An 18,602-nucleotide genomic window follows, 5' to 3' on the forward strand; every position below is an offset into this window, starting at 1 on the left:
GACCAGCAGGCCAGGGCGGACTTGGTGGACGCCCTCGTTGGTGACGCGCTGCGGCTGCTGGGCCACCTGCCCGAACAGGAACTCGGTGAGAAGGCCGCGAACGCGGCCGGCCTGCTGGCTCTGGTCGCGGGCCAGGACGTCGAGCCGGCCCAGGAGTCCGACGGCCGTGACGGACGCTGGCGCATCACCCAGGGGACCGCACCCGACCGCGTGGTTTCCACGGTCGATCCCGAGGCCCGGCACATCCACAAGAACCGGACCCGCCACCAGGAGGGCTTTCGCGCGCATGCCGCGTTCGAGCCCGAGGCGGGACTGTTCACCGAGGTCGCGCTCACCACCGGCAGCGGAGCCGACAACCACGAGGCCGCCGTCGCCCGGGACCTCCTCGCCGACGAGGGCCAGGACCTGACCGTCCTCGGCGACACCGCCCACGGAACCGGCGAACTCCGCGAAGCCCTCCAAGCCGACGGCCACACCCTCGTGCTCAAGCCGCCACCCCTGCGGCAGGCCATCCCCGGCGGCTTCACGACCGACGACTTCCACGTCGACACCCAGGCCGGTCACGTCACCTGCCCGGCCGGCCGCACCAAAGCCCTCGGCCGCCCCCTCTCGGGCGGCAACCGCCAGGCCCAGTTCAAGAAACTCTGCCTCGATTGCCCTTTGCGCGAGCGCTGCACCAGATCCAAGACCGGACGCGTCTTCAGCGTCCATCCCCAGTACGACCTCCTCAAAGCCGCCCGGGACCAGGCCGCCACCAGCCAGGAATGGCAGGACGAATACCGCCGCTGGCGACCACCCGTCGAACGCGCCATCGCCTGGCTCGTCGCCAAAGGCAACCGCCGCGTCCCCTACCGAGGCGTCCTCAAGAACAACACCTGGCTCCACAACCGGGCAGCCGCCCTCAACCTCCGCCGCCTCATCATCCTCGGCCTCACCCACACAGGCGGCACCTGGACACTCACCCCCACCACCACATAGACCCAGGGGCCACCCGGCCTGCGGCCGGACAGCCCCCAACAAGATCTTCATCAGTCTTCTAGGCGAGGTAGCGGGGCAGCACCTCGGCGAGCCGCTCGTACTCCTCGGCCCGGTTGTAGATCTGCCCGCACACCCGGATCCCGCCGCCGCCCGGCCACGGCCAGATCAGCACCCGGATCCGCTGCTGCGCCGCGATCCGCTCGCGCAGTACGCGGGCGGCGTCCGGGGTCTCGGCCACGCCCGGGGGCAGCCGTAGCGCGCGCATGGCGAGCCCCTCGGTGTACGGGAGCGGGGTGAGCCCGGGGATCTCCGCGAGCAGGGCCGCGCCGTGGGCGGCCAGTGCGCTGTTGTGTGCCCGGACCTTGGCGGCGTCGAGCTCCTCCAGCAGGTCGAGCCCCTCCGGGGCCGCGAGCCAGCCCGTGTAGTCGACGGTGGCGCGGTTCTCGACCGAGCGCGGGAAGCCGTGGTGGTCCTCCCAGGAGGGCACCAGCGGCCGGATCCGGTTGCGGTGGTCCGGGGCGACGGCGAGGAGCGCGGTGCCGGACGGGGCGTAGGCCCATTTGTGGAGGTTGCCGAACCAGAAGTCGGCGCCCCCGCCGAGGGGATCGGCGACCATGCCCGGGGCGTGGGCGCCGTCCACGATGGTGGTGATGCCCCGGTCCGCCAGGTCGGCGAGCAGCCGGCGCGAGGCGATGAGCCGGGCGGTGGGCGAGCTGATGTGGTCGAGTACGGCGACCCGGGTCCGCGGGGTGATCCCGGCGAGCACGGTTTCCCGTACGGCGTCCTCGTCGGGGAGGTGCGGGTCCAAGGCCACGGTGGTGAGCGGGGCCCGGCGGGCGGCGGCCGCGACGACGGTGCCGTACCCGTGGTCGGTGACCAGGATCTCGTCGCCGTCGGCGAGCCGCAGGGCGTCGAGTGCGAGGTTGGCGCCTTCGGTGGCGTTGGAGATGAAGGCGAGCCCCTCGGGGTCGGCGCCGAGCCTGCCGGCGATCCGGCGCCGCGCCTCGGCGAGCCGCTCGGGGGCGCCGATGAAGAAGGCGTCGGGGTCGCCGTGCGCCTGCGACCGCAGGGCCGCGTGCGTCTCCTGCACGGGGAGCGGCACCGCTCCGAAGGACCCGTGGTTGAGGTGGCTGACCGCCGGGTCAAGCCTGAACAGGTCCCGTCCGCAGGGGAATTCGGCGGGCCGTATGGCCCCGGCGGACTTCTGTGCCCGGCCGGTCCCGCCGGACGGGGACGGCTCGCCTGACGCGGATGGCTCGGCGGCCTGGACTGCGTCGTTCATGTATGTGGACCTCCGTGGTTGCGGCGCGGCTGTCGTCGGCCCGATCATGCCCCGGCGCCGCCCTCGGCGGCACCCCCTCCCCGTGGCGGGGCCGCGAAGGCGCGGCGGCAGTGCAGGAGCAGCTCCCGTACGGCGGGTCCGCGCGCGTCGCGCCATACCAGGGAGAGCAGGGCCGGGATCTCCACGTCGGCGATGGTCCGGGCGACCAGCCGGTCGCGGTAGGACTCGGCCATGGAGGCGCTGAGTACGGCGACCCCGAGTCCGCGCGCGGCGAGGTCGGCCATGGCGTCGGAGGCTCCGGCCTCCAGGGCGATCGCGGGGTGCAGGCCCTGGGCGGCGCAGGCCCGGTCGAAGACCGTACGCAGCCCGGTGCCCGGGGGCATGCAGATGACGGGGTGGCCGCCCAGGTCACGGAGGGCGACCCGGTCCGCCCCGGCCAGGGGGTGCTCGGGCGGGACCGCCGCGACCAGGCGCTCGCTGACGATGGTCAGCGCTTCCAGTCCGTCGGGGGCGGTGGCGGCCGTTCCGACGAGGGCGAGGTCGACGGCGCCGGTGCGCACCGCTTGGACCAGCCGGTCGGAGTTGTCCTCCAGCAGTGCGATCTCCACGCCGGGGTGGGCCCGGTGGAAGGCGGCCAGCGCGTCGAAGAGCGGGGTGACGGTGCAGCCGACGACCATGCCGACCGTGAGGCGGCCGCGGATCAGGTCGGTCACCTCGCCCACCGCCTGGGCGACGGCCCCGGCGGCGGCCAGGGCGGTGCGGGCGTGTTCGAGGGCTGCCTTCCCTGCGACGGTGAGGGTGGCGGTGCGGCCGGACCGGTCGAAGAGCTCGGCGCCCAGTTCCCGTTCGAGCTGCCGGATCTGGGCGCTGACCCCGGACTGGCTGATGTGGACGCGCTCGGCCGCGCGGGTGAAGTTCTGCTCCTCGGCGACGGCGACGAAGTATTCGAGCTGCCTCAGTTCCATGACTGGTGATTCTAGTTCCCAGCCGAACAAGCTGTTGGACTTCTGATGACGGGCCCGGGAAGCTGGAAGCACTCACCGGAAGCACGCACCGGCGCACACGGCGGGAAGCGCTCCGGAGCCGATCGAACCCAGGAGGAAGCGATGTCGGACTACGCGTCGTACGAGAAGGCCCTTCGACCCGAGGACATCACCCGCCTGTTCGTCGAGCGGTCCAACGCCGGTGACGCGGCCGGGGTCGCCGCGCTCTACGAGGAGGACGCGGTGATGGCCTTCCCGCCCGGCGAGCTGACGGTGGGGCGGGAGGCCATCCGCGCACTGTGGGAGAAGGTGCTGGAGCACCGGCCCCGGTTCGAGCCGGAGCCGCCGCTGCCGACGCTGGTCAGCGACGGGATCGCCCTCACCTCCACCCCGCCGAGCGACGGCACGGGCGCGCGCGCCCAGGTGGTCCGCCGCCAGAGCGACGGCAGCTGGCTCCGGCTGCTGGACCAGCCCGAGTTCGCCCGGTCCTAGGCCGGCTACTGCCGGCCGCTGGTGGCGGCGTAGTACTGGAGGTCCTGGACCTCCACCTTGCGGTCCACGGGGTAGAGCAGCCGCACCCCGGCCCCGGCCTTGCCGTCGCGCAGCACGGTCGCCGAGCTGGTCCCCGCGTTCAGCGGCAGCAGTTCGGCGTGGACCCCGGCCGGAGCCTCGTACGTGCCCTTGGCCGACCCTGCCGTTCGCAGGACGGTCGCGGGCGCCGTCAGGAAGCTGAGCACCTCCACCGTGTCCCGGGAAGCGGCGCTGCCCTTGCGCAGCGACATCACGAGGGACTGGTCGCCGGTCGGGTCGGCGGCGGCGAACTGGGTGCGCGAGGTCAGGTACAGCGTGTCCCGGACGATCTTCGGCCAGCTGCCCGTCTTGAACTTGGCGAGGTAGTACGAGGACAGGTCCAGGTAGGCGTGCCCGTTGTGCTGGGAGGGTGCGAACTGGCTGCCCTCGCTGTAGTCGTTCCAGGTCGTGAGCTGGACCCAGTCGGCGCCGTCCTCGATGGCCCGGGTCCAAGTGGTGCGCAGGGTCGCTGTGTTGCCGGCCTCGTCGTAGATGCCCTGGTTGGGGCGGGCGTCCTGGACGGACACGGGCTGCATCCAGATCTTGCCCATGCCGTGCGCCTTCTTGACCTCGCCCGTGGTGCCCTCCTGGCCGACGTAGCTGCGGCTGCCCCACTCGGAGAACCCGTAGCTGATCGGCGCGAACCGTTCGCCGTTCGCGCCGAAGTCGAGGAAGAGTGGGACGAGGGCGGTGCGGACGCCGTGCCTGGACTCGAGGATCCCGATGACCTCGGTCCACCAGGCCGCGCTCTTCGCCTCCGCCTTGAACGGCGAGACGACCAGCCGCCCGTCGGGGAGCCGGTGCGCGGCCGGGGCGTGGGCGAGGTCCGCGAGGGCGTCGGCGAGCACGCCCGGGTCGTCGGTCTTCACGGAGGTCATGTCCGGCATCAGCATGACCTTGAAGGCGGGGTCCACCGAACGGGCCGCCTCCATCAGGAGCTTGGAGCGTTCCCAGTTCCTGCCCGAGAGGGAGAGCAGGTCGAGGGTGAATCCGTCGATGCCTGCGGCGCGGGCGGTGCGCACCTCCTGCTGGAGGTTGGCGAGCTCCCAGTCGCCGCCCTTGGGCAGGACGGGGAGCGGCCGGTCGCGCAGCAGGCCGCCGTACCGCTGGTGCTTGCCGCTCTCGCCGGCCGGGTTCAGGTAGTTGCGGGTGTAGTAGTCGGCGTCGGCGCTCGCGTTGTCGAGGGAGAGCGGGTACGGCGTGAAGTAGTGGGCGAAGACCAGCTTCTTGGCGGCGGCGCCGGAGCGCAGGGCGGCCGGCTGCGGCAGGTCGAAGGGCAGGGCGCCGGCGGGGCGCGCTCCGTCGTCCGTACCGGGCTTCGGGGTGGCCACGGGCTTCCCCGTGGCGTCCGGGCTCGGCGGGCCGGAGGTGGGGGCGCCCTGGCCGGTGGCTCCGGGCGTGGCGCCGGAGCCGTCGGACGGGCCGTCGGCGAGGCCGGAGTTCGGGCGGTCGAGCCGGTCGGCGACCGTCAGGGGGTCCCAGGCGATGCCGGTCGCGGCGCAGACGCCGACGAGGAGGAAGGCGGACAGGAAGAGGACCGACAAGGGTCTGCGGCCCCGGAAGCCCGGACGGCGCCGGTGCGACACGGGTCTCTTCCTCAGCCCGGCCGGCCGCTGGTCCGCGTCCATGGTGGTGCCCCTCCCCGCATGCGCCCGCACTTCGGGCCGCACCGCAGTACATCCGATTCCCGCCCCCCGGACAACTGTTCTCCTGGGGACGGGCCTCGGCACGTATCACCTGCGCGGCGTCGGGGCAGGGCCGCGGGCAGGCGGCGGCGATGCGGAGAGCGGATTCCGCCTCTTCGCCGGGTGAATGGACAAAGGCATGTCGCGTGTACATCTGCGGCGATCACCGGGCGCCACGGGCCTTTCACCGGAATAGGAAATTCCCCTGGCCTTACGGAGATACTGGCGGATAATCGTCTCCATGCGGCTTGAAGAACGCTCTTGCCGCGTATGGTCACGCATGCATGGGGGGCATCGTGCCGATGGGGGAATCCGCCGATGCCGGTACGCTTCCGGCCACGTCCGCCGAGCTGTCCCGCCTGCTCACCGCCGTACGGCGGGGCAGGATACTCACCGTCACCGGAGGGTTCCGGGAGCCCCGCAGCCTCTTGGTGCGGGAGATCGGGCAACGGCTCGCGTCCAACTTCTTCGACGGGGTGGCCGTGGTCGTCATGGACCACCGCTTCGGGGTCCGCGATCTGACGGCCGCACTGGGCTGCGTACCGGGCATGCCCTTCCTGCCGTGCGGGACCTCGAACGCCGCGTCGTGGCTGGCCGAGTGCGACATGCTGCTCGTCCTCGACGGCTCCGACCACCTCGCGGCCGAGGCGCTGGCCTGGCTGCGCGACCTGCTCGCCGTCGCCCCCGGGCTGCGCATCCTCGCCGCCGGACGCCACCCGCTGGCCTTCGCACGGGAACGCGTGCACCGGCTCTGAGCGGGGCCGCGGGCTACTCGGCCCGCCACTCCTCGGCCCGCAGGCCCATGACGACCTCGTCCAGGAACTCCCCGCACACCCAGGCCGCCCCGTGCAGGGTCCCCTCCAAGGCGAAGCCGGCCGCGCTCGCGGCGCGGATCATCGCGGTGTTGTCCGCCAGGGTGTCCACCTGGAGCCGGTGCAGCCCGCGCACGGAGAACCCGTATCCGCACAGCAGCCGCACGACCTCGGCGCCCAGTCCGCGTCCGCGGCAGCCGGGGCGCAGGGAGATGCCCAGGTGCGCGGAGCGGTTGTGCGGGTCTATGGCCCACAGCAGGGCCTCGCCCGCCAGTTCGCCGGTGGCCCGCTCCACCACGGAGAAGACCGCGACGTCGTCGGAGGGCTCGCCCGGCGCGTACGGCGAGTGTCCGCTCTCCGCGCCCACCGGCCGCCACGGCCGGGTGTCGGCGCGCGCACGCGTCGGCACGTCCTCGTACAACTCGGCGTGGAGCACGGCCACGTCATCCGCGTGCCGGGCGCGCAGCCCGGCCAGTTCTCCTTGGATCATGCGGCCTTACTAGCCTTCGCGGGGTCCGGTCCACAACAGGTTTTCCGCGTCCGCCGCACGCGCGAACGGGTCCGCCCCGGCCGGCGACTGCCGACCGGGGCGGACCCGTGAAGCGGTGAAACGGTGGAGCGGTGGAGCGGCGGACCTCAGCCGAGGATCGCGAGCGCCTGGTTCAGCGTCGCGGACGGCCGCATGATCGCCGAGGCCTTGGCGGCGTCGGGCTGGTAGTAGCCGCCGATGTAGGCCGGCGAGCCCTGCACCGCGATGAGCTCGGCGACGATGGTCTGCTCCTGCTCACCCAGGGTCTTGGCGAGCGCATCGAAGGAGGCGGCGAGCTCGGCGTCGTCGGTCTGGCCGGCCAGCTCCTGCGCCCAGTACAGGGCGAGGTAGAAGTGGCTGCCGCGGTTGTCGATGCCGCCCAGCTTGCGGCTCGGCGACTTGTCCTCGTTGAGGAAGGTGCCGGTCGCGCGGTCCAGGGTGTCCGCGAGGACCTGGGCGCGGGCGTTGCCCGTGGTGGTGGCGAGGTGCTCGAAGGAGACGGCCAGCGCGAGGAACTCGCCGAGCGAGTCCCAGCGCAGGTAGTTCTCCTTGACGAGCTGCTGCACGTGCTTGGGGGCGGAGCCGCCGGCGCCGGTCTCGAAGAGGCCGCCGCCGTTCATGAGCGGGACGACCGACAGCATCTTGGCGCTGGTGCCCAGCTCCAGGATCGGGAAGAGGTCGGTCAGGTAGTCGCGGAGCACGTTGCCGGTCACCGAGATGGTGTCCTCGCCGCGGCGGATGCGCTCCAGGGAGTAGGCGGTGGCCTCGACCGGGGAGAGGATCTCGATGGTCAGACCCTCGGTGTCGTGCTCGGCGAGGTACGTCTTGACCTTGGCGATCAGCTGCGCGTCGTGCGCGCGGCCCTCGTCGAGCCAGAAGACGGCCGGGACGCCGGTGGCGCGGGCGCGGGTGACGGCGAGCTTGACCCAGTCCTGGATCGGAGCGTCCTTGGTCTGGCAGGCGCGGAAGATGTCACCGGCGGCGACCTCCTGCTCCAGGACCGTGGCGCCCGAGGCGTCGACGACGCGGACGGTGCCGGCGGTGGCCAGCTCGAAGGTCTTGTCGTGGCTGCCGTACTCCTCGGCCTTCTGGGCCATGAGGCCGACGTTCGGCACCGAGCCCATCGTGGACGGGTCGTACGCGCCGTGCGCGCGGCAGTCGTCGAGGACGACCTGGTAGACGCCGGCGTAGCTGCTGTCCGGGAGGACGGCGAGGGTGTCGGCCTCGGCGCCGTCCGGGCCCCACATGTGGCCGGAGGTGCGGATCATGGCCGGCATCGAGGCGTCGACGATGACGTCGGACGGGACGTGCAGGTTGGTGATGCCCTTGTCCGAGTCGACCATCGCGAGGGCCGGGCCCTCGGCGATCTCGGCGTCGAAGGACGCCTTGATCGCGGCGGCGTCGGGCAGCGCGCCCAGGCCGTTCAGGATGGTGCCGAGGCCGTCGTTCGGGGACAGGCCGGCGGCGGCCAGGGTCTCGCCGTAGCGGGCGAAGGTCTTCGGGAAGAAGGCGCGGACCACGTGGCCGAAGATGATCGGGTCGGAGACCTTCATCATCGTGGCCTTGAGGTGCACGGAGAACAGGACGTCCTCGGCCTTGGCGCGCTCGATCTGGTCGTTCAGGAAGGTGCGCAGCGCGTCGACGTGCAGGACGGACGCGTCCACGACCTCGCCGGCGAGTACCGGTACGGAGTCGCGCAGCACCGTGACGGCGCCGTCGGCGTCGACGTGCTCGATGCGGAGCGTGCCGGCCTCGGCGATCACGGCGGACTTCTCGGTGGAGCGGAAGTCGTCGGCGCCCATGGTGGCGACGTTCGTCTTCGACTCGGGGACCCAGGCGCCCATGCGGTGCGGGTGCGCCTTGGCGTAGTTCTTGACCGAGGCGGGAGCGCGGCGGTCGGAGTTGCCCTCGCGCAGGACCGGGTTGACGGCGCTGCCCTTGATCTTGTCGTAGCGGGCGCGGTTCTCGCGCTCCTCGTCGCTCTTCGGGTCGTCCGGGTAGTCCGGGAGCGCGTAGCCCTGGCCCTGGAGCTCGGCGACCGCGGCCTTCAGCTGCGGGATCGAGGCCGAGACGTTGGGCAGCTTGATGATGTTGGCCTCGGGCGTCTTCGCCAGTTCGCCGAGCTCGGCGAGGGCGTCCGCGATCCGCTGGCCCTCTTCCAGGTACTCGGGGAAGCTGGCGATGATGCGGCCTGCCAGGGAGATGTCACGGGTCTCGACATTCACACCGGCCGTCGACGCGTATGCCTGGATCACAGGCAGGAACGAATACGTCGCGAGGGCCGGGGCCTCGTCAGTGTGCGTGTAGATGATGGTCGAGTCAGTCACCGGATGCTCCGCTCCACAGTCTGCGTCTCTCGTCTGCAACATTGCTCGACATCAAGATATCTCGTGAACGGGCCGGTCTGGACAGCCCCCGGCGCAAGCGCGGACGAGACGCGTGTCACGCACGGTGTCCGGGAGCGCCGGAACCGCCGGAAACGCCGAAAGCGCCGCCACCGGCTGTTTCCAGCCAGGGGCGGCGCTCACGCACTACCGGTCACGGACCTGCTCAGGCGTGGACGGCCTTGGGGCTCGGGCCGTACTGGTTCGGGTTCGGCTGGCCCTCGGTGGCGAGGAGAACGATCAGCCAGATCCAGCCGATGAGGGGCACGAAGTAGATGAAGAACCACCAGCCGGACTTGCCGATGTCGTGCAGTCGGCGGACCGTGACGGCCAGGCCGGGCACCAGGACGGCGACCGCGTACACGATGGAGAGGATGCTGTTCGCGCCGATGACGGCGTCGATGATCGCGACGACGATCGCGACGGCGACGTTGATGAGGAAGAACATCCAGAACTCCTGGCGGCGCGCGCGGCCGGAGAAGGTGGCGTACTTCTTCAGTACGTCGGTGTAGTAGTTCATGGGTCCCCCCAGAGGACGGTTCGTCGGCCCGTCCTGATGGAGCAAGCCGGGGCAGAACTTATGCCCCGCTTACGGCGCGGTCAAGCCAGTTGGCAAGGCACCAGAAGGGTTACTTTTCGTCGCTCGGCGGCCTAAACACACCGGTACCGGGCGTAACTTGGGACCCACGGGTCGCAAGCGGTCACCAATCGTGCCGAAATGAGCTGACGGAAGTCTTACGGTGGGCGTGGGAGCCGCCTGCGGGCCCCAGAAATCCGTAGCGTCGCCGCCATGCGCGTACTCGTCACGGGAGGAGCCGGGTTCATCGGCTCCCACATCGTTACCACTCTGCGGCTTCGCGGCCATGATCCGCTCGTGCTGGACCTCGTGCCCCCGGACGAAGGCGAGTTCGTACGGGCCGACGTGCGCGACCCCGAGGCCGTACGGGCCGCCCTGCGCGGGGCGGACGCCGTCTGCCACCAGGCGGCGATGGTCGGCCTGGGCAAGGACTTCGCGGACGCCCCGGCGTACGTCTCCCACAACGACCTCGGCACGGCGGTGCTGCTGGCCGCGATGGCGGAGTCCGGGGTAAGGAACCTGGTGCTGGCGGGCTCGATGGTGGTCTACGGCGAGGGACGGTACGAATGCCCCCGCCACGGGGTCGTCCGCCCGGGCCCGCGCCGCGTGGCGGACCTGGCCGCCGGCCGCTTCGAACCGCGCTGCCCCGTCTGCGACTCGGAGCTTGCCCCGGGGCTCGTGGGCGAGGACGCGCCGACCGATCCGCGCAACGTGTACGCGACGACGAAGCTGGCCCAGGAGCACCTGGCGGCGTCATGGGCGCGGTGCGTGGACGGCCGGGCGGTGTCGCTGCGCTACCACAACGTGTACGGCCCGGGGATGCCGCGCGACACCCCGTACGCGGGGGTGGCCTCCTTCTTCCGCTCCTCGCTGGCGCGGGGCGAGGCCCCGCAGGTGTACGAGGACGGCGGCCAGCGGCGGGACTTCGTCGAGGTACGGGACGTCGCGGAGGCCAATGCCCTGGCGCTGGAGGCGTCGACGCCGACCGGCGCGTGCACCCCGTACAACACCGGCAGCGGCACCCCCCACACGGTCGGGGAGATGGCCACCGCCCTCGCGGAGGCCCACGGCGGACCCCTCCCGGTGGTCACCGGCGAGTTCCGCCTCGGCGACGTCCGCCACATCACCGCCGACTCCCGCCGCCTGCGCACGGACCTGGGCTGGCGTCCCCAGGTCGACTTCACGGCGGGCATGACGGATTTCGCCCACGCCGCCCAACGCCCGGCCGCCTCGGCCCCGCCGGCGTCTCAGGCGCGGGGGTCCGGGGGCGGCGCCCCCGACAGCTGACCCGCACCCGCCCACCGGAGGCAGGCCGCTCAGGCCGGGTCCGGCAGGGTCACCTCGAAGCGGCAGCCACCCGGCACGTTCCGCACCACCGCCCGCCCCGCGTGCGCCTCGACGATCCCCCGTACGATCGCCAGCCCGAGTCCCGCCCCGGCAGGCGGCACCGGCCCGGCCCCCGCCGGAGGCGTCCGCGCCGGCGTGCCCCGCCAGCCCGTGTCGAAGACCCTCGGCAGGTCCTCCGCCGGGATCCCCCCGCATCCGTCCGTCACGGACACCACGACCGCGCCCTCCCGCCGCGCGGCGGCGATCGCGACGGTCCCGTCCGCCGGCGTGTGCCGGATCGCATTGACCAGCAGGTTCGCCAGGACCCGGGTCATCTCCTTGCCGTCCACCTCCACCGGCACCCGGTCGACCGCCTCGCCGACCAGCCGTACGCCGTGCTCCCGCGCCAGCGGGTCCACCCCTGACAGTGCGTCACCGACCAGGTCGTACACGGACATCCGGCTCGGGCTCAGCGCCAGCGCCCCCGCGTGGATGCGGGACAGCTCGAACAGGTCCCCGACCATGCCGTTGAGCCGGTCCACCTCGGTCCGGATCTGCCGGTGGTACCTCGCCGGATCCGCGGCCATGCCGTCCTCCAGCGCCTCGGACATCGCCCGCAGCCCCGCCAGCGGGGTCCGCAGATCGTGCGAGATCCAGGCCACCAGCTCGCGGCGCGACTTCTCCAGGGCCCGCTCGCGCTCCCGGGACGCGGCCAGCTTCTCGCTCGTCGCCGCCAACTCCCGTGACAGCGCGGCCAGTTCCGCCGTCGCCGGCACTGGCGGCGCCGCGAAGCTGCCCCCGTCGCCGAAGTCCCGTGCGGCCAGCGACAGTTCCCGGCTCCGGGCCACCACCCACCGCCCCAGCAGCAGCGCGGTGGCCAGCGAGACCACCGCCGCCATCGCCACGACCAGGGTGACCACCCCGAGGTCGTGCGGGGAGAGGAACATCGCCCGGGCCACCGCGAGCGTCCCGGCCAGCATCGCGGTGACCGCCACGGCGGCGATCACCGTCAGGGACACCGCCACCGACCGGCGGCGCACCAGACGCAGCACGACCGCGCCCAGCGCCCCCGCGCACGCGGCCCCGCCGAACGCGAACAGCGCGATGAGCAATATGTCCTTCACGCCGGAACCACCTCTCCCGGCCCGCCCGGTTCGAAGCGGTAGCCGACGCCCCACACCGTCTGGATCAGCCTCGGCCGGCCGGGGTCCTCCTCGACCTTGGCGCGCAGGCGGCGTACGTGCACGGTCACCGTGGACAGGTCGCCGAAGTCCCAGCCCCACACCTCGCGCATCAGCTCCTCCCGTCCGTGCGCCTGCCCGGGATGCCGCAGGAAGTGTGCGAGCAGATCGAACTCACGTACGGTAAGGGCCAGTTCGCGCCCGTCCTTGGAGGCCCGGTGGGTGGCCGGGTCGAGCGTGATGCCGGCGCCCGCCAGCGGGGCCTGCCCCACGCCGGCCACCGGGCTCCCCGCCGACCGGTCGGACCCGCCGCGCCGCAGCACGGACGCGACCCTCAGGACCAGCTCGCGCGGGCTGAACGGCTTGGTGACGTAGTCGTCGGCGCCCGTCTCCAGTCCCGCGATGCGGTCGTCCTCGTCGCCCCGCGCGGTCAGCATGATCACCGGTACCGGTCCGTCCGCCCGCAGCCTGCGGCACACCTCCAGCCCGTCCAGTCCGGGCAGCATCAGGTCCAGTACGACCAGGTCCGGCCGGACCCGCCCGGCGAGGGCGAGGGCGGCCGGGCCGTCCGCGGCCGTATCCACCGTGAAGCCGGCGCTGCGCAGATAGCCGGTGACGACCTCGGCCACGGTCGGGTCGTCGTCGACGACCAGGATCCGCCCGGATGCTGTTTCCCTACCGCTCATGGCGTACAGCCTCCCACCCAGCGGAGCGCGGCGGGACCACGGACCGGGACCGAGAGGGCGACGTCCGCGTTTCGTAAGGAGTCCACGGCCCTTTCGCGGGGCCGTGGTTCCTACGGTGAAACCGTGAGCGAAACCGTGACGGTAGACGTCGTACTCCCCTGTCTGAACGAGGCCGGGGCCCTGCCCTGGGTCCTCGCCCGCATCCCGGCCGGCTGGCGGGCCCTGGTCGTGGACAACGGTTCCACCGACGGCTCCGCCGACCTCGCGCGGGCCCTCGGCGCGACCGTGGTGACCGAGTCCCGACGCGGTTTCGGCGCCGCCTGCCACGCCGGGCTGCTCGCCGCCGACGCGGACGTCGTCTGCTTCTGCGACTGCGACGCCTCACTGGATCCCGGGCTGCTGGCCGACTTCGTGCGCGCCGTCGCCGCCGGGGATGCCGATCTGGTGCTCGGCCGGCGCCGGCCGCAGGGCCGCGGCGCCTGGCCGGCGCACGCGCGGGCCGGGAACCTGGCGCTCGCCCGGCTGCTGCGCCGGCGGACCGGGCTGCGGCTGCGCGACCTGGGACCGATGCGGGCCGCCCGCCGGGAGGACCTGCTCGCGCTGGACCTCTCGGACCGGCGCTCCGGCTACCCGCTGCAGATGGTGGTGCGGGCGGCGGACGCGGACTGGCGGATCCTGGAGGTGGACGTGCCGTACCTGCCCCGGTCGGGGAAGTCGAAGGTGACGGGCACCTGGCGGGGCACCTGGCAGGCGGTGCGCGACATGAGCCGGGTGCTGGCCGAGCCCGCCGCCCGGCCGGCCGCCCAGCCTCCCGCCCGGCCCGCCCTCGGCCCCCCCGGCTCCCCCGGCTCCCCCGGCTCCCCCGGCGCGGGCCCCGGTTCGGCCCCCGGTACGGCCCCCGGGAAGGGCGCCCGGTGAACCGTACGACGGCCCGCGCGGGCACCACGCTGCTCGTGATCGCGAAGGAGCCGGTCCCGGGGCGGGTCAAGACGCGGCTCACCCCGCCGTACACCCCGGCCCAGGCGGCGGAGCTGGCCGAGGCCTCGCTCGCGGACACCCTCGCCGCCGTGGCCACGGCCCCCGCGGCGCGCCGGGTCCTGGTCCTGGAGGGCCGGCCCGGCCCGTGGCTGCCCGCCGGCTTCGAGGTGGTCCCGCAGCACTCCGGGACCCTGGACCTGCGGCTCGCCGCCGCCTTCGGCGCCTGCTCCGGGCCGGCGCTGCTGATCGGCATGGACACCCCGCAGGTCACACCGCGGCTGCTGGAGGTCGACTGGTCCGCGTACGACGCGTGGTTCGGCCCGGCCGTCGACGGCGGATTCTGGGCCCTCGGACTGGCCGTCCCGGACCCCGCGCTGCTGCGCGGCGTACCGATGTCGGTCCCCGAGACGGGCGCCGTCCAGTACGAGCGGCTGCGCGCGGCCGGGCTGCGCACCGGCCGGCTGCCCGCCCTACGTGACGTCGACACCGCCGAGGACGCCCGGCTGGTCGCCGCCGAGGCCCCGGCGGGCGCCTTCGCGGCGCGGCTGGCGGACATCGACGGGGCGGTACGCCGATGAACACGCTCACCTCCGCGAAGGCGGCGGGCGCGGCGAGCCCGGCTGTGGGCACGGACGCGGCGGGCGCCGCCGTCACCGCCTGGTCCGCCGACCCCTACACCGTGGCCCTGCGCAGCGGCCGGGGTCCCCTCTATCTGCGGCGCGGCGACGGATGGCTGCTCCCGCTGGACGTGGAGCGCTGGTGCGAGGCTCCGGACGGCGCGGACCGGACGGTGCTGGGCCGCTGCCGGGGCGCCGTCCTCGACATCGGCTGCGGGCCCGGCCGGCTGGTGTCCGCGCTCGCCGCCCGGGGGCACCGGGCGCTGGGCATCGACGTCAGCCCGGAGGCGGTGGCCCGTACGGCTCGCGCGGGTGGCACGGCGCTGCACCGGTCGGTCTTCGACCCCCTGCCGGGCGAAGGGCGCTGGGACACTGCGCTGCTGATCGACGGCAACATCGGCATCGGCGGTGATCCGGCGGCGCTGTTGCGGCGGCTGGCCGAGGTGCTGGCGGTGACCGGCTCGCTGATCGTGGAGTGCGCCCAGGCGGAGGGCGGGGTCGAGGTGGACGAGCGCTGCGAGGTCCGGGTCGCCGACGGCCGGGGCGGCCTCGGCGCGCCGTTCCCCTGGGCCCGCGTCGGCCCGGCGGCCCTGGTCCGGCACGCCGCGGCCGCGGGCTGGACCCCGGCCGGCCGCTGGGCCGCCGCGGGGCGGGCCTTCACCGAGCTGACCCGCCCGGGCAAGGCTTCGTAAGACCGTGTCCGTCGGCTCGGCGGTCGCTCACCGCCGGCGGGCCACCCACAGCGCGCGCTCCGCGCGGACCCCCAGGTCGGTGCGGTGCAGGAGGGCGTCCGGGCGGTCGCCGTCGAGGAGGGTGTCGAGGGTGGCCAGGTCCTCGGCGTCCAGCGCGTCCGCGAGGTGGTGGCGTACGCGGCCCAGGGAGGCCCGCGCGTAGCGGCCGGTGGCGGCGGGCAGCGGGTCCGTCAGCTCGACGGTGACGGTCCACTCGGCCTCGACGGTGAAACCGGCGGCCGTCAGCAGGGCTCCCCAGTCGGAGCCGAGGTGCGGCACGTCGGCGGAGCGTCCTGCGTCGATGGCGGCGTGAACGCGCGCTTCGAGGCCGGGGCGGCCGATGCCGATGTCGTCCGGGAGGAAGCGCGGGAAGCCTTCGAACTCGGCCACCGCGAGCAGGCCCCCCGGGCGCAGCGCGGCGAAGACCTCGGCGAGGGCCCGGCCGGGATCCGCCATGTGGTGCAGGGACACGGACGCCCACACCAGGTCGGCGGGGCCGACGGCCGGCCAGGCCGCGTCCAGGTCGGCGCGCACGGTGCGGACGCGGTCGGCGAAGCCGAGGGCGCGGGCCTTGCTCCCGAGGCGCTCCAGCATGCCGGCGGAGACGTCCAGGGCCGTCGCCTCGGCCTGCTCGAAGCGCCGGAGGAGGGCGAAGGTGCCGGTTCCGGTGCCGCTGCCCACGTCGAGGATCCGGCGGACCGGCTGGTCCGGGGCGACGAGGTCGCGGATCACTCCGGTGACTTCGGTGAGGTAGCCGTCCATGACCTCGCCGTCGAGGTCCAGCAGCTCGGCGAGGGCCGAATCGTCGGCCGGGCCGTTGTGGGTGTGGCCGTGGCCGTGCCCCTGACCGTGGGTGTGGCCCTGATGCTCGTGTTTGTGCTTGTGCTCGGGCTCGGGCTCGGGCTCGGGCTCGGGCTCGGGCCGGTGGCGGTGCTGATCCGTGGTGTTGTCAATGTCCATGGCTCCACCCTACGAGCGCCTTGCGGTCTTGGCATATAATCTTGCGTATGACGCAAGACAGCGATCTCGACACCCTGGTCCGCACCCGGATCCGGGGCCTGCGCCTGGCCAAGGGCTGGTCGCTCGACGACCTGGCCGCCCGCTGCTACCTCAGCCCGTCCACGCTCAGCCGCATCGAGACGGGCCACCGGCGGATCAGCCTCGACCAGCTGAGCCCCATCGCCCGGGCCCTGGGCGCCACGCTCGACCAGCTGGTGGAGTCCGCCACCGACGACGACGTCGTGATCCGGCCGCACCACGACGAGGCGCGGGGCATGACCAGCTGGCTGCTGAGCCGCGACGGCGGGCCGCAGGGCACCACCGTGGCGAAGATCCGGATCACCAAGCCGGCGCCCGCCCGGGAGGCGGCCACCCTGGGCGTCCATCCCGGAAAGGACTGGTTCACCGTGCTGTCGGGCACGGTCGAACTCCTGCTGGGCGAACGGAACATCCTGGTCAGGACCGGCGAGGCGGCGGAGTTCTCCACGATGGTCCCGCACGCCTTCGGTGCGTACGACGGGCCCGCCGAGATCCTGTGCATCCTCGACCACGACGGGCAGCGCACCCACCTGCGCCCCTCGGCCTCAGCCTGAGTCCGGCCGCGCCGGCTTCCCCGGCCCCGGCGTCGCTCCCGGCCCCTGCCGGGAGCGGCGCCACCGGCCCGCCAGTACCACCACCGCGGCGACCACCGCCACCGCCAGGAGCACCAGGGCCAGGTTCCGCCCGTACGGCAGCGGCAGGGCCGACGGGTTCGGCGGCGGGCCCGGACGCAGCAGCAGGGGCAGGGTCACCAGGACGAGCGCGCCCGCCGCCAGCAGGGCTCCCCGCACGACGCCCCGCGCGGGCACGGCGGCGACGGCCATCCCGGCGGCCAGGACGAGCGGTGCGATGACCCCGTCGTGCAGGACCAGCGCGCCGCCCAGCCACACCACGACGTCGAGGGGGTCGGGCAGGACCGACAACAGCCGCCCGCCGACCGCGATCAACAGCAGCCCGCAGCCGCCCAGCAGCCACCGCAGGACCTTCACAGCACCTCCAGCAGGGTGACCCACTTGGTCTGCAGGACCCCTGGCCGGTTCGGCGCGATGATGCGCGCCGGGTAGCCGTGGTCGGCGGTCAGCGTCCGGCCGTTCAGTTCCAGCGCGAGCAGCGTCAGCGGGTCCTCGGCGTAGTCGCGGCCCATCTCCATCACCCGGTAGGAGCCTGCCGTTTCCAGCGAGGTGACCCGCAGCCCGGCGCCGGGCCGGGCGCCGGCCCGGGCGAGCAGGTCGCCGATCCGGACACCGCTCCAGCGCGCTTCCATGCTCCAGCCCTCCACGCAGGCGATCGGCAGCCACACGGACGCCCGTGGCAGAGCCCTGAGTTGAGCGAGCGTCAGGCTGTACGGGACCGGCCCGCGCACCTCCAGACGCCAGTCCCGTACCGCCCGCTCGGTGATGCCCGCGGCCGCGGCCGTGCGGTTGACCGGCAGTCCCTGCGGTCCGTGGTCGGGGTGCCGGGGCGCGAGCAGGTCCAGGCGCCCCAGCGGGGTGAAGGACTGCCCGACGGTGGTGAGCGTCACGGCTCCGACGGCCGCGCCGACTCCGAGCATCAGCGAGCGCCGGTCCGGGCCTTCTCCGGCGGGCAGTTGGAGCGTGCCGGGCGAGCGGCGACTCCAATGCGCCTTGATCTCGGGGGCTTTGACGGCGATGTGCAGGAGCAGTGAGCCCGCCACCACCCAGGCGAGGGCGAAGTGCGTCTGGATGAAGCCGAACGGCCACGGATACCACTCGGCGATGTTGAGGAGCCCGGTGAAGACCTGCAGGACGGCGGAGGCCACCAGGACCGCCACCGAGAGCCGTTCCAGCGCGTGGCGCAACCCTCGCACAGGCGGCCACACGAAGAGCCGCGGGTAGACCGTCCAGAGCTTCACCAGCAGCAGCACGATCGCGGCGAGCCCGGTGGCGATGTGCAGACCCTGGCTGAGCCGGTAGCCCCAGACCGGCCGGCTGGGCAGCGAGTCCGCGGCCCAGCCCGGCGGATGCTGGAGGTAATGGCTGATGAGGCCGGTCACGAAGCAGACGGCGAAGGCGGCTCCGAGCCAGCGGCCGACAGAGGTGGCGGTGCGGGCGTCATGGAGGCGCCCGGTGAAGGAGGGCGGCCGCAAGGCCGGCAGGGACGGCAGCGACGGCAGCGACGGCAGCGACGGTACGGCCGGCCGCCGCCGGGGCCCTGGAGCGGGGGATCTCATGCCTTCCATCAGAGCGCCGCACGGCCCCGCGCGGGCGGTTCGACACCTTACGAA

At 73.4% G+C, this 18,602-nt stretch carries 19 protein-coding genes; 8 read left to right on the forward strand and 11 right to left on the reverse strand.

The window, feature by feature from the left end; all coding sequences use genetic code 11:
* On the forward strand, positions 1–978 hold a 978-nt coding region (locus J7F03_RS35255), incomplete at its 5' end, for a transposase (RefSeq protein WP_214956812.1).
* A gap of 58 nt (positions 979–1,036) precedes the next feature.
* Here the strand turns inward: J7F03_RS35255 and J7F03_RS35260 are convergent.
* Together J7F03_RS35260 and J7F03_RS35265 are read right to left on the reverse strand one after the other, a co-directional pair.
* Positions 1,037–2,260, reverse strand: coding sequence for an aminotransferase class V-fold PLP-dependent enzyme (locus J7F03_RS35260; protein WP_214956813.1), 1,224 nt, complete (start codon positions 2,258–2,260; stop codon positions 1,037–1,039).
* Positions 2,261–2,304: 44 nt separating this feature from the next.
* Entirely contained in the window at positions 2,305–3,225 is a 921-nt protein-coding gene (locus tag J7F03_RS35265) for a LysR family transcriptional regulator (protein ID WP_214956814.1), read from the reverse strand.
* Positions 3,226–3,366: 141 nt separating this feature from the next.
* Between J7F03_RS35265 and J7F03_RS35270 the strand changes: the two genes are divergently transcribed.
* A complete protein-coding gene (locus J7F03_RS35270; protein WP_214956815.1) occupies positions 3,367–3,735 on the forward strand; it encodes a nuclear transport factor 2 family protein in 369 nt (122 codons plus the stop codon).
* Between the two features lie 5 nt (positions 3,736–3,740).
* Here the strand turns inward: J7F03_RS35270 and J7F03_RS35275 are convergent, their stop codons facing one another.
* Positions 3,741–5,399 carry an endo-1,3-alpha-glucanase family glycosylhydrolase gene (locus tag J7F03_RS35275; protein ID WP_308380094.1) on the reverse strand — a complete coding sequence of 553 codons (1,659 nt, stop codon included), beginning with the start codon at positions 5,397–5,399 and terminating at the stop codon, positions 3,741–3,743.
* Between the two features lie 383 nt (positions 5,400–5,782).
* Between J7F03_RS35275 and J7F03_RS35280 the strand changes: the two genes are divergently transcribed.
* Positions 5,783–6,253, forward strand: a complete 471-nt coding sequence (locus J7F03_RS35280; protein WP_214956817.1) for a hypothetical protein — start codon at positions 5,783–5,785, stop codon at positions 6,251–6,253.
* A gap of 13 nt (positions 6,254–6,266) precedes the next feature.
* Here J7F03_RS35280 and J7F03_RS35285 read toward each other — a convergent pair whose 3' ends face one another.
* The 3 genes from J7F03_RS35285 to J7F03_RS35295 form a co-directional block, all read right to left on the reverse strand.
* Positions 6,267–6,800, reverse strand: a complete 534-nt coding sequence (locus tag J7F03_RS35285; RefSeq protein WP_214956820.1) for a GNAT family N-acetyltransferase — start codon at positions 6,798–6,800, stop codon at positions 6,267–6,269.
* A gap of 146 nt (positions 6,801–6,946) precedes the next feature.
* Entirely contained in the window at positions 6,947–9,166 is a 2,220-nt protein-coding gene (locus J7F03_RS35290) for an NADP-dependent isocitrate dehydrogenase (RefSeq protein ID WP_214956822.1), read from the reverse strand.
* A gap of 223 nt (positions 9,167–9,389) precedes the next feature.
* On the reverse strand, positions 9,390–9,743 hold the full coding sequence (locus J7F03_RS35295; protein ID WP_214956824.1) for a DUF805 domain-containing protein: 354 nt from the start codon (positions 9,741–9,743) through the stop codon (positions 9,390–9,392).
* A 270-nt stretch (positions 9,744–10,013) separates the two neighbouring features.
* Between J7F03_RS35295 and J7F03_RS35300 the strand changes: the two genes are divergently transcribed.
* Positions 10,014–11,087: an NAD(P)-dependent oxidoreductase gene (locus J7F03_RS35300; RefSeq protein WP_214956825.1), complete on the forward strand. Its 1,074-nt coding sequence runs from the start codon at positions 10,014–10,016 to the stop codon at positions 11,085–11,087.
* Positions 11,088–11,116: 29 nt separating this feature from the next.
* Here the strand turns inward: J7F03_RS35300 and J7F03_RS35305 are convergent, their stop codons facing one another.
* Positions 11,117–12,250 carry a sensor histidine kinase KdpD gene (locus J7F03_RS35305; protein WP_214956826.1) on the reverse strand — a complete coding sequence of 378 codons (1,134 nt, stop codon included), beginning with the start codon at positions 12,248–12,250 and terminating at the stop codon, positions 11,117–11,119.
* A complete protein-coding gene (locus J7F03_RS35310; RefSeq protein ID WP_214956827.1) occupies positions 12,247–12,993 on the reverse strand; it encodes a response regulator transcription factor in 747 nt (248 codons plus the stop codon). Before J7F03_RS35310 ends, J7F03_RS35305 begins: the two co-directional genes overlap by 4 nt.
* 123 nt (positions 12,994–13,116) lie before the next feature.
* Between J7F03_RS35310 and J7F03_RS35315 the strand changes: the two genes are divergently transcribed.
* The 3 genes from J7F03_RS35315 to J7F03_RS35325 are packed head-to-tail and all read left to right on the forward strand — an operon-like array spanning position 13,117 to position 15,280.
* The gene (locus J7F03_RS35315) at positions 13,117–13,911 is read left to right on the forward strand and encodes a glycosyltransferase family 2 protein (RefSeq protein WP_214956828.1); all 795 of its coding nucleotides are present in this window, start codon (positions 13,117–13,119) and stop codon (positions 13,909–13,911) included.
* On the forward strand, positions 13,908–14,549 hold the full coding sequence (locus J7F03_RS35320; RefSeq protein ID WP_214956829.1) for a DUF2064 domain-containing protein: 642 nt from the start codon (positions 13,908–13,910) through the stop codon (positions 14,547–14,549). Before J7F03_RS35315 ends, J7F03_RS35320 begins: the two co-directional genes overlap by 4 nt.
* On the forward strand, positions 14,546–15,280 hold the full coding sequence (locus tag J7F03_RS35325) for a bifunctional 2-polyprenyl-6-hydroxyphenol methylase/3-demethylubiquinol 3-O-methyltransferase UbiG (RefSeq protein ID WP_214956830.1): 735 nt from the start codon (positions 14,546–14,548) through the stop codon (positions 15,278–15,280). The genes J7F03_RS35320 and J7F03_RS35325 overlap by 4 nt, the downstream gene beginning before the upstream one ends.
* Positions 15,281–15,307: 27 nt before the next feature.
* On the opposite strand, the gene J7F03_RS35330 is transcribed toward J7F03_RS35325, so the two are convergent.
* Positions 15,308–16,279 carry a trans-aconitate 2-methyltransferase gene (locus tag J7F03_RS35330; protein ID WP_214956831.1) on the reverse strand — a complete coding sequence of 324 codons (972 nt, stop codon included), beginning with the start codon at positions 16,277–16,279 and terminating at the stop codon, positions 15,308–15,310.
* A 47-nt stretch (positions 16,280–16,326) separates the two neighbouring features.
* Here J7F03_RS35330 and J7F03_RS35335 point away from each other — a divergent pair, with 47 nt between their 5' ends.
* Complete coding sequence (locus tag J7F03_RS35335; RefSeq protein WP_214956832.1) at positions 16,327–16,911, forward strand: helix-turn-helix domain-containing protein; 585 nt, start codon at positions 16,327–16,329, stop codon at positions 16,909–16,911.
* Here the strand turns inward: J7F03_RS35335 and J7F03_RS35340 are convergent.
* Positions 16,903–17,346, reverse strand: a complete 444-nt coding sequence (locus J7F03_RS35340) for a hypothetical protein (RefSeq protein ID WP_214956833.1) — start codon at positions 17,344–17,346, stop codon at positions 16,903–16,905. The two genes, J7F03_RS35335 and J7F03_RS35340, sit on opposite strands and share 9 nt — an antisense overlap.
* On the reverse strand, positions 17,343–18,548 hold the full coding sequence (locus J7F03_RS35345; protein ID WP_214956835.1) for a molybdopterin-dependent oxidoreductase: 1,206 nt from the start codon (positions 18,546–18,548) through the stop codon (positions 17,343–17,345). Before J7F03_RS35345 ends, J7F03_RS35340 begins: the two co-directional genes overlap by 4 nt.
* Between the last annotated feature and the right edge of the window lie 54 nt (positions 18,549–18,602).

The organism is Streptomyces sp. ISL-43, assembly GCF_018614195.1.
Classification (GTDB): domain Bacteria; phylum Actinomycetota; class Actinomycetes; order Streptomycetales; family Streptomycetaceae; genus Streptomyces.

Coding starts and splice junctions, on each gene's coding strand:
- J7F03_RS35260 (WP_214956813.1), bottom strand. CDS start 2,260: ATGAACGACGCAGTCCAGGCCGCCGAGCCATCCGCGTCAGGCGAGCCG.
- J7F03_RS35265 (WP_214956814.1), bottom strand. CDS start 3,225: ATGGAACTGAGGCAGCTCGAATACTTCGTCGCCGTCGCCGAGGAGCAG.
- J7F03_RS35270 (WP_214956815.1), top strand. CDS start 3,367: ATGTCGGACTACGCGTCGTACGAGAAGGCCCTTCGACCCGAGGACATC.
- J7F03_RS35280 (WP_214956817.1), top strand. CDS start 5,783: ATGGGGGGCATCGTGCCGATGGGGGAATCCGCCGATGCCGGTACGCTT.
- J7F03_RS35285 (WP_214956820.1), bottom strand. CDS start 6,800: ATGATCCAAGGAGAACTGGCCGGGCTGCGCGCCCGGCACGCGGATGAC.
- J7F03_RS35295 (WP_214956824.1), bottom strand. CDS start 9,743: ATGAACTACTACACCGACGTACTGAAGAAGTACGCCACCTTCTCCGGC.
- J7F03_RS35300 (WP_214956825.1), top strand. CDS start 10,014: ATGCGCGTACTCGTCACGGGAGGAGCCGGGTTCATCGGCTCCCACATC.
- J7F03_RS35310 (WP_214956827.1), bottom strand. CDS start 12,993: ATGAGCGGTAGGGAAACAGCATCCGGGCGGATCCTGGTCGTCGACGAC.
- J7F03_RS35325 (WP_214956830.1), top strand. CDS start 14,546: ATGAACACGCTCACCTCCGCGAAGGCGGCGGGCGCGGCGAGCCCGGCT.
- J7F03_RS35330 (WP_214956831.1), bottom strand. CDS start 16,279: ATGGACATTGACAACACCACGGATCAGCACCGCCACCGGCCCGAGCCC.
- J7F03_RS35335 (WP_214956832.1), top strand. CDS start 16,327: ATGACGCAAGACAGCGATCTCGACACCCTGGTCCGCACCCGGATCCGG.
- J7F03_RS35345 (WP_214956835.1), bottom strand. CDS start 18,548: ATGAGATCCCCCGCTCCAGGGCCCCGGCGGCGGCCGGCCGTACCGTCG.